The organism is Nonomuraea sp. NPDC051941, from assembly GCF_044593615.1.
The window spans coordinates 301232-315336 of the sequence record NZ_JBIUCF010000002.1 but is presented as its reverse complement, the minus strand read 5'-3'; the positions used below and the strand labels follow the sequence as shown (position 1 = coordinate 315336).

12 protein-coding genes are annotated in these 14105 nt (G+C 71.9%); 5 read left to right on the top strand and 7 right to left on the bottom strand.

Annotated elements, in window-relative coordinates:
• Positions 1-3 precede the first annotated feature (3 nt).
• From ACIHFD_RS05225 to ACIHFD_RS05215, 3 genes are read left to right on the top strand one after another with little or no spacing between them, the layout of a single operon-like run.
• Positions 4-1416 carry a methionine--tRNA ligase gene (locus ACIHFD_RS05225; RefSeq protein WP_397365700.1) on the top strand — a complete coding sequence of 471 codons (1413 nt, stop codon included), beginning with the start codon at positions 4-6 and terminating at the stop codon, positions 1414-1416.
• Between the two features lie 58 nt (positions 1417-1474).
• Positions 1475-2452 (top strand): phosphotriesterase, encoded by a 978-nt coding sequence (locus ACIHFD_RS05220; RefSeq protein ID WP_397365699.1) that lies wholly within the window; start codon positions 1475-1477, stop codon positions 2450-2452.
• A 41-nt stretch (positions 2453-2493) separates the two neighbouring features.
• Positions 2494-2871 (top strand): STAS domain-containing protein, encoded by a 378-nt coding sequence (locus ACIHFD_RS05215; protein WP_350728100.1) that lies wholly within the window; start codon positions 2494-2496, stop codon positions 2869-2871.
• Positions 2872-3288: 417 nt separating this feature from the next.
• Here ACIHFD_RS05215 and ilvD read toward each other — a convergent pair whose 3' ends face one another.
• Entirely contained in the window at positions 3289-4938 is a 1650-nt protein-coding gene (gene ilvD / locus ACIHFD_RS05210) for a dihydroxy-acid dehydratase (RefSeq protein ID WP_350728098.1), read from the bottom strand.
• A 48-nt stretch (positions 4939-4986) separates the two neighbouring features.
• On the bottom strand, positions 4987-6207 hold the full coding sequence (locus ACIHFD_RS05205) for a saccharopine dehydrogenase C-terminal domain-containing protein (protein ID WP_355199443.1): 1221 nt from the start codon (positions 6205-6207) through the stop codon (positions 4987-4989).
• A 103-nt stretch (positions 6208-6310) separates the two neighbouring features.
• Here ACIHFD_RS05205 and ACIHFD_RS05200 point away from each other — a divergent pair, with 103 nt between their 5' ends.
• Positions 6311-7006 (top strand): TetR/AcrR family transcriptional regulator, encoded by a 696-nt coding sequence (locus ACIHFD_RS05200; RefSeq protein WP_350728096.1) that lies wholly within the window; start codon positions 6311-6313, stop codon positions 7004-7006.
• Here the strand turns inward: ACIHFD_RS05200 and ACIHFD_RS05195 are convergent.
• The gene (locus ACIHFD_RS05195; RefSeq protein WP_397365698.1) at positions 6999-7871 is read right to left on the bottom strand and encodes an NmrA/HSCARG family protein; all 873 of its coding nucleotides are present in this window, start codon (positions 7869-7871) and stop codon (positions 6999-7001) included. The two genes, ACIHFD_RS05200 and ACIHFD_RS05195, sit on opposite strands and share 8 nt — an antisense overlap.
• A 79-nt stretch (positions 7872-7950) precedes the next feature.
• Here ACIHFD_RS05195 and ACIHFD_RS05190 point away from each other — a divergent pair, with 79 nt between their 5' ends.
• Positions 7951-8535: a TetR/AcrR family transcriptional regulator gene (locus tag ACIHFD_RS05190; RefSeq protein ID WP_397365697.1), complete on the top strand. Its 585-nt coding sequence runs from the start codon at positions 7951-7953 to the stop codon at positions 8533-8535.
• 66 nt (positions 8536-8601) lie between these two features.
• Here ACIHFD_RS05190 and ACIHFD_RS05185 read toward each other — a convergent pair whose 3' ends face one another.
• The 4 genes from ACIHFD_RS05185 to ACIHFD_RS05170 all read right to left on the bottom strand — a co-directional run bounded on the left by ACIHFD_RS05185 (position 8602) and on the right by ACIHFD_RS05170 (position 14102).
• Positions 8602-9699 carry a hypothetical protein gene (locus tag ACIHFD_RS05185; protein ID WP_397365696.1) on the bottom strand — a complete coding sequence of 366 codons (1098 nt, stop codon included), beginning with the start codon at positions 9697-9699 and terminating at the stop codon, positions 8602-8604.
• Positions 9700-10022: 323 nt separating this feature from the next.
• Complete coding sequence (locus tag ACIHFD_RS05180; protein ID WP_397365695.1) at positions 10023-12530, bottom strand: Tex family protein; 2508 nt, start codon at positions 12528-12530, stop codon at positions 10023-10025.
• Positions 12531-12557: 27 nt separating this feature from the next.
• On the bottom strand, positions 12558-13721 hold the full coding sequence (locus ACIHFD_RS05175) for an amidohydrolase (protein WP_397365694.1): 1164 nt from the start codon (positions 13719-13721) through the stop codon (positions 12558-12560).
• Between the two features lie 156 nt (positions 13722-13877).
• Entirely contained in the window at positions 13878-14102 is a 225-nt protein-coding gene (locus tag ACIHFD_RS05170) for a hypothetical protein (protein WP_350728090.1), read from the bottom strand.
• Between the last annotated feature and the right edge of the window lie 3 nt (positions 14103-14105).

Genomic DNA, 14105 nt, shown 5'->3' with positions numbered 1-14105 from the left:
CTGATGTATCTCACGACGACCATCCCGTACGTCAACGCCCGTCCCCACCTCGGGCACGCCCTGGAGCTCGTGCAGGCCGACGTGCTGGCCAGGCACCACCGGCGGCGCGGCGAGCCCGTGCGGTTCCAGACCGGGACCGACGACAACTCGCTGAAGAACGTGCTGGCCGCCGAGGCGGCGGGCGTGCCGGTGCGGGAGCTGGTGGACCGGAACGCGGCCGCGTTCGAAGGGCTGCGGGGGCCGCTGGACCTGTCGTTCGACTCGTTCATCCGGACGAGCGTCCACCCCGGGCACCGGGCCGGGGTCGAGCGGATCTGGGAGGCGACCGGGCACGACCTCTACCAGCGGCACTACGAGGGGCTCTACTGCGTGGGCTGCGAGCAGTTCTACCCGGAAGGTCCCTGTCCCGACGGGCACGAGGCGCCGCTGCAGCGCGTGTCCGAGCACAACTGGTTCTTCCGGCTCTCCCGCTACCAGGACGCCCTGAGCGAGCTCATCCGCGGCGGGCGGCTCAGGATCGAGCCGGTCGCGCGGCGGAACGAGGTGCTGGCGTTCATCGAGGCCGGGCTGGACGACATCAGCGTCTCGCGCTCCGCCGCCCGCGCCCGCGGGTGGGGGATCCCCGTGCCCGGCGACCCGGACCAGGTGGTGTACGTGTGGTGGGACGCGCTGGCCAACTACGTCACCGCGCTCGAAGGCGACGACTACGACCGCTGGTGGGTCTCCGAGCGGCGCAAGGTGCACCTGATGGGCAAGGGTGTGATCCGGTTCCACGCGGTGTACTGGCCGGCGATGCTCCTGTCCGCGGGCGAGCCGCTGCCCACGGAGATCTTCGTGCACGACTACCTCACGGTGGGCGGCCGCAAGATCAGCAAGTCGTCGGGCGGCGCGGCCGATCCGGTGGCGCTCGTGGACGCGTACGGGGTCGATGCCGTGCGGTGGTGGCTGCTGCGCGAGGTGCCGCGCGTGGGCGACGCCGACTTCACCGAGGAACGGCTGGTCGCCCGGGCGGACGAGGACCTGGCCAACGGCCTGGGGAACCTGGTCAACCGGGTCGTCACCATGGTCCACCGCTTCCTGGACGGCCACGTGCCCCCGGCCGGGGAGGAACTGGCCGCGGTGCCGGTGGACGAGGCGCTGGAGGCATTCGATTTCCGGCGGGCGGCGACGGCCGTCTGGGCGCTCGTCGAGGAGGCCAACAGGTACGTCGAGCGGACTCAACCGTGGCGGCAGCCCCGGGCCGGGCAGGAGGCCGCGCTGGGGACGCTGGTGCACGCGTGCCGGACGCTGGCCGTACAGCTGGAGCCCTTCCTGCCGACGGCGGCGGCTCGGGTGGCGGCTGCGGTCGCCGGCGAGCGGCTGCCCCGGCCCGAGCCGCTGTTCCGCCGCCTCGCCGCGGCCGGAGTGGCTGGTTGACGGAGGTCCGGAGGGAGCCTACGGTGGCGCACACCGACCAGCCGGTATGGAGGCGCCCATGGCCACCGTCCCCACCATTCGCGGCCCCGTAGACGTCGAGGAGCTCGGGCAGACGCTCATGCACGAGCACGTGTTCGTCCTCGCCACCGAGCACCTCGACAACTACGGCAGAGGTGCCTGGTGGGACGAGGAGGCCCGGGTGGCGGACGCGGTCGCCAAGCTGAACGCGGTGGCCGCGAAGGGCGTGCGGACGATCGTCGACCCGACGGTGTGGGGCCTCGGCCGCTACATCCCGCGCATCCAGCGCGTCGCCGAGCAGGTGCCCGGCCTGAACATCGTGGTCGCCACCGGCATCTACTCCTTCGAGGAGCTGCCCCACCAGTACGAGCACCGCGGCCCCGGCCTGTTCATCGACATGCCGGACCCGATGATCGACGACTTCGTCCGCGACCTCACCGACGGCATCGCCGACACCGGTGTGAAGGCGGCGTTCCTGAAGTGCGTGGTCGAGCAGAAGGACCTGACGCCCGGCGTCGAGCGCATCTGCCGGGCCGTCGCGCAGGCGCACCTGCGCACCGGCGCGCCGATCACCATCCACACGAACTCCTTCACGCAGAGCGGGCTGATCGCGCTCGACCTGTTCGCCAAGGAGGGCGTCGACCTGGCGAAGGTGGTCGTCGGGCACGCGGGCGACAGCAACGACCTCGACTACCTCATGCGCCTGGCCGACACGGGCGCGACGCTGGGGATGGACCGGTTCGGGCTGGATCCGTACAATCCGACCGCGCAGCGGGTGGCCACGGTCGCGCAGCTGTGCGGGCGCGGATACGCCGATCGCATGGTCCTCAGCCACGACACGGCGTGCTTCATGGACTACTTCGGCGGCGCCTGGGACGAGGCCCGCTCAACGCTCGCGCCGAACTGGCGCTACGATCACATCCACGACGACGTCTTGGCCGCACTGCTGGACTCGGGTGTGACCGACGACCAGATTGAGCAGATGCTGGTGTTCAACCCGAAGCGCTACTTCTCGTAAAGTAGGTGGATCGGGCAAGCAATGCAGGTAGGTGGAGCTGGGTGACTTCGGAGCAGGCCTTGTCGATAAGCCTCGGGCTCCAGGGACCCTGTGTCATCGCGCGACTGACGGGGGACTTCGACTTCGGGTCTGCCGCCGAGGTCCGTGACCGTGTCACCAAGGCCCTCGATCTCACCCAGCCCCCGATGCTCGTCATCGACATGCAGGCGGTCAGCGTCTGTGACTCCTCCGGCCTGTCCGTGCTGGTCTACCTGCACAAGGCCGTCACCGCCTCGGGCGGCCGGCTGCTGCTGGCGGGGCTGAACGGCCGGTGCAAGCACCTGTTCGCGATCACCGCGCTCGACAAGTTCTTCGACATCCGCACCACGGCCGAGCTGGCCATCGCCGAGCTCAACGAACCCCCGCCGTTCCCCGCGTAGCCCCCTGGCCTTGCGGGGTTGGTCGCGGCCGCAGCCACCACGCTCATGGTGGCACCCGCCAGCGCGTCGGCGTCCAGCTCATCCGCACCAAGTGGGCCGCCTGCACCGTGCGGACCCGGACCCTGTCTCAGTCTTACAACAACTGGCTGGACGGTTTCGCCAGATTCCGCTACTCCGCCTACACGTACGTCTCGTACAGGTACTACCGCTGAGCGGCCGCCAGGGGCCGGGCCGACCCCCGGCTGAGCCTCTGGCTCACGCGGTGACGAGGAGTGCCACCCCGATCAGCACCGCGACCGGAACGAGCCACATCACGGCCTCGACAGCGAACTCCTTGTACATCGCGCAAATCTCCTAACAACGACTCGAGTACGTCACTGCGCAGCATAGCGGCCCCCGCCGCCTGCTCGACCCGGATCAGGCCGTGACGGCGCCGTCCGAGGCGGAGGCCACCGTCGCCATGTACTTGGTCAGCACCCCCCGCTCGACCTCTCTCTCGGGCCGCTTCCACGAGGCGCGGCGCAGCGCCAGCTCCTCCTCCGGCACCACCAGCTCGATCGCCCCCGCCGCGCTGTCGATGACCACCGTGTCACCGTCGCGCACCAGCGCGATCGGCCCGCCGTGGTACGCCTCCGGCGCCACGTGCCCGACGACGCGCCCATGCGAGACCCCGCTGAAGCGCCCGTCGGTGACCAGCGCCACCGAGGCGCCGAGGCCGCGGCCGACGAGCGGACCCGTGATCGAGAGCATCTCCTGCATGCCGGGGCCGCCCGCGGGGCCCTCGTAACGCAGGACGATGACGTCGCCCGGCACGATGTGACCCTCCTGGATGGCGACGTAGCAGTCGTGCTCCGAGTCGAACACCTTGGCCGGGCCCTCGTGGCGGAAGTCGTCCTTGCCGCCCAGCTTGAGCACGCAGCCGTCGGGCGCCAGCGAGCCCCGCAGGATGGCCAGCGCGCCACGCGGCTTGAACGGCTCGGCCACGCTCGCCACCACCTCCTGCCCCGGCGTCTCCTCGGCGTCGGCCGCGACCTCCGCCAGCGTGCGGCCGTCCACCAGCGTGGCGTTCTCGCGCAGCAGCCCGGCCTCCAGCAGGCGGCGCACCACCAGCGAGGTGCCGCCGGCCCGCCACAGGTCCAGGGCCGTGTGGTCGCCGCCGCTCGGCTTGAGCCCCGTGATGATCGGGACCCGGCGGCAGACCTCGCCGATCTCGTCGATGCGCAGCGGCAGCCCCGCCTCGCGGGCGATGGCCAGCAGGTGCAGGACGGCGTTGGTGGAGCCGCCCATGGCGGCGACCGAGACGATCGCGTTGTGCAGGGCGTCCGCGGTCAGCACCCGCGAGGGACGGGCGTCGCGGGCCAGCGCCTCCATGGCGATCTCGCCGACCCGCCGGGCCGCGGCGTTCTTCTCCTCCGCCACCGCCGGGATGTCACCCACCCCGAACGGCGCCAGGCCGAGGAAGTCGGCGACGCTGCCCATGGTGTTGGCGGTGTACTGGGCGGCGCAGGTGCCGGCGCCCGGGCAGGCGTGCTTGGCCAGGTCGTCCAGCTCCGCCTGGTCGAGGCGGCCGACGGCGCGCTCGCCGAGGGCCTCCCACATGTCCTGGATCGTGACGTCTCGTCCGCGCCACCTGCCGGGCATCATCGTGCCGCTGTAGAGGACGACGGCGGGCACGTCCAGGCGGGCGAGCGCCATGATCCCGGCCGGCACGGTCTTGTCGCAGCCCACGATGACCACCAGCGCGTCGAAGCCGTGCGCGCGGCCCATGAGCTCGATCGAGTCGGCGATGACCTCGCGGCTGACCAGCGACGTGCGCATCCCGGGGGTGTGCATCGTGAGGTTGTCGGAGACCGCGATCGTGTTGAACTCCATCGGCGTGCCGCCCGCCGCGCGCACCCCCTCGGCCACGTGGGCGGCCAGCTCACGGTGGGTGAGATTGCACGGCATCGTGCCGGTCCAGGTGGAGGCGATGCCGACCACGGGGCGGCGCATGTCCTCCTCCGACCAGCCCATGGCGTACAAGTGGGAGCGGGCCGGTGCGCGGTCGGGGTCGTCGGCGATGCTCAAGGCGCTGTCCTTCGTCGTGCGGGTCGTTACGCCTCCATGATCTCGCGCTCACTGTTCGCGCATGCGCCAGGGTGACCCGTACTCCACCAGGAGGTCCAGGAACGGGCCCGGCTCGAACGCCTCGGGCCCCAGCACGCCCGCGCCCTTCCAGACCCCGTTCGCCATCAGTTCCAGGGCCACGACCGGGTTCACGGCGGTCTGCCAGACCACGGCCTGGGAGCCGTACTCGCGCATCGACCACTGGTTGTCCACCACGTGGTAGAGGTACACCTCGCGGGGCCGCCCGTCCTTGACGCCCTTCACCCAGGTCCCGGCGCAGGTCTTGCCGCGCATGCGGTCGCCGAGGCCCGCCGGGTCGGGCAGCACGGCGGCCACCACGTCGCGCGGCGACACCCTGGCGGTGCCGTCGTCGGTCCGGACCGCGACCGGCTCGGTGCGGTCCACGCCGAGCGCGTGCAGGGTCTTGAGCTTGCCGATGAAGTCCTCGCCGAGCCCGTACTTGAAGGTGACCCGCTGCGCCGGGATCCACCGGGGGACCAGCATGACCTCCTCGTGCTCGACGTTGACGCACTCCACGGGGCCGATCCCGTCGGGGAAGTCGAAGATCTCGGGCTCGCTGAACGGCTCGGTGGTGTACCAGCCGCGGTCCTTCTCGTAGATGACCGGCGGGTTGAGGCACTCCTCGATGGTGGTCCAGATGCTGAACGACGGGGCGAACTCGTAGCCGTCGACGGTCAGGTTGGCGCCGTCCCTGATGCCGATCTCCTCGATCTCGTCGAAGAGCTCGTCGGCGGCGTAGCGGGCGAACACGTCGGCCAGGCCGGGCTCCACGCCCATGCCGACCAGCGCCAGCCGGCCCTGCGCGGCCCACTCGCCGGCGCGGGCGAACTGGTCGTCGCCCAGCTTGACCCCCACCTCCTCGTACGGGCGGTCGGGGTGCGGCCTGGACATCGACATGGCCATGTCGAGGTAGTCGGCGTCGGCCGCGAGGGCCGCGTCGAACAGCGGCAACACGAATCGGGGGTCGGTGGCGTTCAGGAGGACGTCGCACCGGTGCTCTTTCAGCAGCGCGGTGACCGCGGCCCGGTCGGCCGCGTCGATCTTGACAGGGGTGAACCGGTCCGCCTGCTCGCCCAGCGCGGCGACGGCGGCCTTGGCGCGGGGGAGATCGTAGTCGGCGACCACCATGTGGTCGAGGAAAGGGCGGCGGGCGGCGATCCGGGTAATGGCGGTTCCCACGCCGCCGGCTCCAACGAGAAGGATACGCATGACGATAAGTCCCCTTTTAATGCTGTTTCTGGGGGGTGTGTCAAGAATTTAACTTGGGTAGGCTCGTCAACGTCAATGGCGTTGGCATAAGGAGGCCGTACTCGTGGCCAAGCGAGTGGTGCCGGAGGCGGCGCGCAGACGGCGCCGCCCCACCAAACACGGGCAGGTCCTCACCCATCAGCTCATCGTGGAGACCTCGCTCCGCATGCTCCGCGAGCACGGGGCGGCGGGGCTGTCCGCCCGCCGCCTGGGCCTGGCCCTGGGCGCGGACGCCAGCACGGTCTACCGCTATTTCCGCGGCATGGACGACCTGGTGCTGGCGATCGCGGACGAGCTGTTCGGCACGGCGATGGCCGACTGGCGGCCTACCGGCGACTGGCGCGCCGACCTGCGCGAGCTGGGCCTGCGCATCCACCACGCGTACCTGGCGCACCCGCAGGCCGCGGTGCTGACCGCCAGCCGGGTCACCGGCCGGCCGAACGAGGTGGCGGGGGACGAGACCATCATCGGCATCCTGCGCGGTGCCGGGTTCGCGGACGGGGACGCGGTGCGGATCTATCACGCGTTCATCGACCAGAGCCTGGCCTTCGCCATCCTCGACGCCGCCACGCTGGCCCTGCCCAAGGCGGCGCGGGAGGCGGACGAGGAGGTGTGGCAGGCCACGTACGCGCGGCTGCCCGCCCGTACGCACCCGAACATCGCCGCGACGGCGCCGCTGCTGGTGGCCGAGATGAACGACAGCGCCTACCCCACGGCCCTCGACATGCTCCTGTCGAGCGCGTCCGCGCAGCTCAGGTGAGCAGGGCCCGAATCTGCTCGGTGCCGCCGTCCCGGAGCCAGGTGCGGAAGTCCAGGAGACCGGGGTGGCGTTCGCGCAACGCCGCGATGTCGGCGCGCCACAGTCCGCGCTCATCCGCGAAGGCGCGTTCGGCGTCCGGGCCGAGCCCGAGAGAGCCGATGGGCAGCTGCCGGTAGGTGATCTCGCGCCCGAGGCTCCGGCCGATCAGCTCCACCGTCCGCCTGGGGGTCAGCTCGTCCCCGGCGATCTCGATCGCCTGCCCGAGGTAGTCCCGCGGGTGGGAGAAGGCGAGGCGGGCGAAGACGCCGATGTCGGCGGCGGCGATGAGCTGCACCGGCGTGTCGGGGCCGAAGAGATGCCTGAGCTCGCCGTCTGCGATCCCGCCGAGGGGCAGGCCGGGAATGGTGTGGTTCTCCATGAACCGGACGGGCCGCAGGATCGTCGCGGGCAGGCCGGTCGCGCGTATGTGCTGCTCGATCTGCCACTTGCTGTCCCAGTAGGGCAGGCCGGCGCCTCGATCGGCGCCGCCGACCGAGGTGAACACGAAGTGGGAGGTTCCGGCCGCGGCGGCGGCGTCGACGAGGTCGCGGCCGCGGCGGATCTCCCGGTCGAGGTCGTCGTCGTCGGGCGTGACGCCGAAGACGCCGTACGCGCCGGCCGCCGCCTCGGCGAGCGAGCCGATGTCGTCGAGGTCTCCAACGCGTAGCTCGGCGCCCTTCGCCTTCAGCGCCTGGGCCGCCGGGGCGTCCGGGTCGCGGACGAGGGCGCGGACCGGCCAGCCGGAGGCCAGCAGTTGGACGGCGGTGGCGCCGCCTTGGCGTCCGGTGGCGCCGGTCACCAGGACGGGCTTGTCGACGAGGTTCACCAGGGCTCCTAACAGTAAGCTGAGACTGTCTCAAGAAATATATTGAGATAGTCTCAAGTTAAGCAACCTGGGAGTGTCGATGACGACCACCGGCCCAGCGCCCCGGCGCCGGATGCGCGCCGACGCGCGCCGCAACTACGAACGGCTGCTCGCCGAAGCGGCGGCGGCGTTCGCCGAGCACGGAGTGGAGTCCTCGCTGGAGGACGTCGCGCGGCGCGCGGGGGTGGCGAACGGCACGCTCTACAGCCACTTCCCCACCCGGCAGGCGCTGCTCGAGGCCCTGATGCGCGACCGCATGGAGGCCCTGGCCGGCCGGGCCCGCGACCTCCTCGACCACCCGGACGCCCACGAGGCGCTGATCACCTGGGCGCGCGCGGGGTTCGCGCATGCGGCGATGTATCGGGGGCTGGCCACCTCGCTCATGCGCAGCATCGAGGACGAGACCTCGGAGCTGCACGCCGCCTGCCAGGCCGTGCTGACCGCCGGCGAACGACTGCTCGAACGCGCGCAGGCGGCCGGCGCCGTACGCCCCGACGCGACCGCCTCGGACTTCTACACCTTGATCAACGCGCTGGCGTGGGCGGGCGAGCAGACGACGCCCGAGCAGGGGGAGCGGCTGCTGGCCTTCGCCATCGACGGGCTACGACCCTCAGCGCGGCCGTAGCGGGGGGCCGCCGGCGGCCGCATCCGGATACGGCGGCGCACTCGTGGGCGTACCGGGACGCCGGCGTCAGAGGCGGTTCTTGGCGATGCGCTTGCCGAGGCTCGCCAAGGACTCGTCGGCCATGAGGGCGGGCAGCCGCGGCGCGTCCGCCTCGACCTGGGCGAGCACCGCAGGATGCGCTCCGCAGAACCGGCTCCAGGCCCGCACCACCTCCGGCATCGCCGCGATCTCCGCCTCCGACAGGATGGCCTCCCTGGGCAACCAGGACGTCAGGAACTGGGTGACCCGCGCCGGGCTCCACCACAGAGGACGATCGCCCACGAACTCGGCAAGCTTCTCGAACGCCTCCCGCGCCCGGGGCAGGTCCGGCAGCTCGCGGAACCGGCTCACGGTGTCGTCGGGCGCCGGGCGTACGAGATCGGGCACCGCGCGGGCCCTGGAGAGCGCGACCGGCCGCACGGCGGGCAGCGTGTCGGCGACCAGCGCCCCCATGATCCGGTCGCCCAGCTCGAACGCGTCCAGCACCCGCCCCGCGACCGCTCCCGGTTCCTCGGCCCGCAGGCCCAGGTCGTCGAGGAACTTCACCTCCTCGACCACCGCGTCCACCGCCAGACCGCCGTTCACCTGGTCGATGGCGACGACGAGGAGGTGCGGCTCCTTGCCGTTCTCGTACCGGAACGACAGGGCCGCGAGGGCCTGCTCACCGTACGGGTCCGCCTTGCCGTACCAGCCGCCCTCACACGCCACCCGCCCCATCCGCCGCACCCACCCGGGCAGCGTCGCCACGACGCCGTCAGCGGCCCTCACGTACACGCTCGCCGCCGCCTGGGCCTGAGAGCCCGCCCCGCCCCGAGCATCTGCTCCGAACTCCGGGCTCACATCGGACGCGAGACCTTCGCTGGACACGGGTCCTGCATCGGACGCGAGCTGTGCGTCGGATGCTGGGCGTGCGTCGGCAGCCGGGTCGACCGACGCCAGGGCCGCGAGCGCGAGCCGCGCCTCCGTCCTGCCGTCCTCGGACAGTTGCCGCAGGAAGGGTTCTACCTGGTCCGGCTCGAGATCGGCGGCGAGCCGCGCCGCCCACAGCTCGGTCCTCAGCGGCGAGCACCATCGGAGGAGGTCGCGGGCCTGGGCGATCGCTGTGCTGAAGGCTGTCGTGCTCACACTTCGACCGTATCGCCCCGGCCGGCCCTCAGCGCGCGTCGGCACACTGCCCGGTCGCCCGGCCCAGGTCATCGACGCGCGCCGCACACGGCACCTCCACGCGAACGGCCCAGGTGGCCGCATCAGCGGTCCGCGTGCGGGGGCGATGTCCGGCGGGTGTGCGCGAGGCGGCGAGTCAGCTGCGCCGACGGGAGGACGGTGGGGTGGCGCGTCCGTGGCCCCTTGCACGGGTGGTGGGTGTGTCGGAGGGTTGTTGGGGGTGGGACACCGTGGCCCCTCGCGCGGGTGGTTCCGCGGGAGGGGCCGGTGGGGTTGTTGGTGGGTTAGTCGGTGAGGCCCGCCTTGCGGAGGGCTTCGGCCATGGCGCCGGTGGGGGCCGGGCGGTCCTGGCGGCGCTGGCCGCCGCGCTGGCCGTCTCCGCGACCGCGCTGGTCGCCTCCGCCGCCTCCGCCGCGACGGCCGCCGTCCCCACGGCCGCCGTCTCCCCGGCCGCGCTGGTCGTCGCCGCGGCCCTGGGCGCGGTCGCGCTGGCCGCCGTTGCCCTTCCCGTCGCCGCGCCCGCCGTCGCCACGTGCACCGTCACCGCGTGCGCCGTCTCTGCGGCCGCCCTCGCCGCGACCCCCGTCACCGCGGTTGCCCTCTCCGCGGCCGCCGCCTCGGCGGGAGCCGTCGCCCGGGGACTGGGCGGGGGTCTCGTCGTCCAGGCGCAGGGTCAGGGAGATGCGCTTGCGGGGGATGTCGACGTCGAGGACCTTGACTCGGACGATGTCGCCGGGCTTGGCCACGTCACGCGGGTCCTTGACGAAGTTTCGCGACATGGCCGAGACGTGGACCAGGCCGTCCTGGTGGACGCCGATGTCAACGAAGGCGCCGAAGGCGGCGACGTTGGTGACCACGCCCTCCAGGATCATGCCCGAGGACAGGTCGGAGAGCTTCTCGACGCCCTCCTTGAAGACGGCGGTCTTGAAGGCGGGACGCGGGTCGCGGCCGGGCTTCTCCAGCTCGCGCAGGATGTCGGTGACCGTCGGCAGGCCGAACGTCTCGTCGGTGAAGGTCTCGGGCTTCATCGAGCGCAGGGCAGCGGTGTTGCCGATCAGCGACTTGAGGTCGGTCTTGGCCGAGGTGAGGATCCGGCGGACCACCGGGTAGGCCTCCGGGTGCACGCTCGACACGTCGAGCGGGTCGTCGCCCTCGCGGATGCGCAGGAAGCCCGCGCACTGCTCGAACGCCTTGGGCCCGAGCCGGGGCACCTGCTTGAGCGCGGCGCGCGTACGGAAGGGGCCGTTGGAGTCGCGGTGGCGGACGATGCTCTCGGCCAGCGTGGAGCCGATGCCGGACACGCGCGTGAGCAGGGGCGCCGAGGCGGTGTTGACGTCGACCCCGACGGCGTTGACGCAGTCTTCGACCACCGCGTCGAGCGAGCGGGAGAGCTTGGACTCCGCCAGGTCGTGCTGATATTGGCCGACGCCGATGGACTTGGGGTCGATCTTGACCAGCTCGGCCAGCGGGTCCTGGAGCCGGCGGGCGATCGAGACCGCACCGCGCAGGGACACGTCGAGCTCGGGCAGCTCCTGCGACGCGTACGGCGAGGCCGAGTAGACCGAGGCCCCGGCCTCGGAGACGACGATCTTGGTGATCGACGGCATGTGCTTGACCAGGTCACCGGCCAGCTTGTCGGTCTCGCGGGAGGCGGTGCCGTTGCCGATGGCGATCAGCTCGACCCCGTGGCGCTGCGCGAGCGCGCCCAGGACGGCCAGCGACTGGTCCCACTGCCGCTTGGGCTCGTGGGGGTAGATGGTCGCGGTCTCGACGACCTTGCCCGTGGCGTCGATCACGGCGACCTTGACCCCCGTACGCAGACCGGGGTCGAGGCCCATGGTCGCCCGGCTCCCGGCGGGGGCGGCGAGCAGCAGGTCGCGCAGGTTGGCCGCGAAGACCCGCACCGCCTCGTCCTCGGCCGCCTGCCACAGCCGCATCCGCAGGTCGATGCCGAGGTGCACGAGGATGCGGGTGCGCCAGGCCCAGCGCACGGTCTCGCCCAGCCACTTGTCGGCCGGCCGCCCCTGGTCGGAGACGCCGAACCGGGACGCGATGCGCATCTCGTATTCGGGGCTGTCGTCCGGCTCCAGCGCGACCGACAGCACCTCCTCCTTCTCGCCCCTGAACATCGCCAGGATCCGGTGCGAGGGCAGCTTCGTGAACGGCTCGCCGAACTCGAAGTAGTCGGAGAACTTGGCCCCCGCCTCCTCCTTGCCCTCGCGGACCTTCGACACGAGCTGCCCGCGGCTCCAGAGCTGCTCGCGCAGGCCGCCGATCAGGTCGGCGTCCTCGGCGAACCGCTCGATCAGGATCGCCCTGGCCCCCTCCAGCGCCGTGCCCGCGTCGGCCACGCCCTCGGTGACGAAGCCCTCGGCCGTGGCGGCGGGGTCGAGCGTCGGGTCGCCGAGCAGCTGGTCGGCCAGCGGCTCCAGGCCGAGCTCGCGGGCGATCTGCGCCTTGGTGCGCCGCTTGGGTTTGTACGGCAGATAGATGTCCTCGAGCCGGGCCTTGGTCTCGGCCGCCATGATCTGCTCGCGCAGCTCGTCGTCGAGCTTGCCCTGAGACTCGATCGACTCAAGGATCGCCGCCCGCCGCTCCTCCAGCTCGCGCAGGTAGCGCAGGCGCTCTTCGAGCGTGCGCAGCTGCGCGTCGTCGAGGGTGCCGGTGACCTCTTTGCGGTATCGCGCGATGAACGGCACGGTGGCGCCGCCGTCGAGCAGCTCGACGGCCGCCTGCACCTGGCCGTCGCGTACGCCCAGCTCTGCCGCGATCCGCTGGTGAATAGAGAGCACTTGCCTGCCTTTCGATGGTCCCGCCGGTCAATTGTGCAGGACGACGCCGTCTTTCATGACCAGAGTGCGCGCAGGGTGAACGACCACGGCCTCCGCCGCGCCCCCGCACGGCACCACGACCAGGTCGGCCCGGTCGCCCGGGGACAGGCCGTACGACTCCAGCCCGAGCGCGCGGGCGCCGCCGTAGGTGGCGGCCTCCAGCGCCAGCTCGATGTCCTCGTCCCTGCGGAACGTGCTGCGGTAGGCGACGTGCATCGCCCGCTCCAGCATGTCGCCGCTGCCGTAGGGCCCCCACAGGTCGCGGATGCCGTCGTGGCCGCAGGCGACGGTGACGCCCGCGGCCCGCAGCTTCTTGATCGGTGGCACGGGGAAGCTGTAGACGGCCGCGGTCGCGATGGCGACGCCCGCCTCGGCGAACCCCTGGACCAGGCGGTCCTGGTAGGCGTCGTCGAGCTGGCCGAGCGCGTACGCGTGGCTGACCGTCACCCGGCCGCCCAGCCCAAGCGCCCTGGTGCGCTCGGTGATGAGCTCGAGCTCCCACCCGCCGAGCGAACCGCCGTCGTGCAGATGGAGGTCGAGGTGGGCGCCGTAGCGCTCGGCCAGGCCGAAGACCAGGTCGAGGTGGCGTACAGGGTCGCGGTCGATGCCCGCCGGGTCGAGGCCGCCGACCGCCTCCACGCCGCTCTTCAGCGCCTCTTCGAGCAGCTCGGCCGTGCCGGGGTTGATCAGCACGCCGTGCTGGGGGAAGGCCACCTGCCGAACGTCGACGGGGGAGGAGGCGGCCGCTTCGAGCACGGCCTCCACGCCCCGCAGCCCCACCTGGGGGTCGATGTCGGTGTGGGTGCGGACGTGGGCCGTGCCCGCCGCGTTCATGCGCGCCAGTAGCGCGCCGATCCGCTCGGCGCTCGGCACGCCCAGCTCCGCGCGGCGGCCGAGGTCGTTTCCGATGCGCCCGGCCAGCGTGTCGTCGGCCGAGTGGGGCACCCACGGGCCGCCGTAGAGGGTCTTGTCGAGGTGACAGTGCGCCTCGACGAGACCGGGCAGCACGAGCTGCCCGGCGATGTCGACGATCCGGGCGCCCGGCGCCTCGACGCCTGGGGCGACGAGGTGGATCCGGCCGTCACGGACGAGGATGTCGGCGGGGGCGTCGCGCCCCCAGGGGTGCCCGCCGCGGAGCAGCACGTCGGTCATGGCAAGCACCCTAAACGGCGATGCCGACGATTTCCGCCTCCCGGCCGGGATCGGCCGAGACTGGTCACGTTCACGGGCGGCGCCGCGCGAAAGATCTTGCCGTTTCTCGGCCGCGACCGGTCGCGTTAAGTCACATTCAGTCACGGACGGTCGCGTTCAGTCCCTGCGGGCCGCGAAAAGCTCCACGTGGTAGCAGTATCGGCAGCGGTAGGCGTCGATCTCCCACTTCGGCCGGCCCATCAGCTTGGCGCCCCCGAAGATCCCGCGCTCCAGCGCGCCCTCGACCCATCTGGCGAAGCCCGGAGAGTTCTCGCCCGAGTCTCGGATGAACCCGGCCTCGAGCCCCTCCTCACCGCAGTGCGTACAGTGTAAGTTCGGCATGCC

What these genes read in the sequence shown, in the direction of transcription:
- ACIHFD_RS05205 (WP_355199443.1), bottom strand. Translation starts at nt 6,207, where the DNA reads ATGCGTATCCTTCTCGTTGGAGCCGGCGGCGTGGGAACCGCCATTACC.
- ACIHFD_RS05220 (WP_397365699.1), top strand. Translation starts at nt 1,475, where the DNA reads ATGGCCACCGTCCCCACCATTCGCGGCCCCGTAGACGTCGAGGAGCTC.
- ACIHFD_RS05190 (WP_397365697.1), top strand. Translation starts at nt 7,951, where the DNA reads ATGACGACCACCGGCCCAGCGCCCCGGCGCCGGATGCGCGCCGACGCG.
- ACIHFD_RS05175 (WP_397365694.1), bottom strand. Translation starts at nt 13,721, where the DNA reads ATGACCGACGTGCTGCTCCGCGGCGGGCACCCCTGGGGGCGCGACGCC.
- ACIHFD_RS05170 (WP_350728090.1), bottom strand. Translation starts at nt 14,102, where the DNA reads ATGCCGAACTTACACTGTACGCACTGCGGTGAGGAGGGGCTCGAGGCC.
- ACIHFD_RS05225 (WP_397365700.1), top strand. Translation starts at nt 4, where the DNA reads ATGTATCTCACGACGACCATCCCGTACGTCAACGCCCGTCCCCACCTC.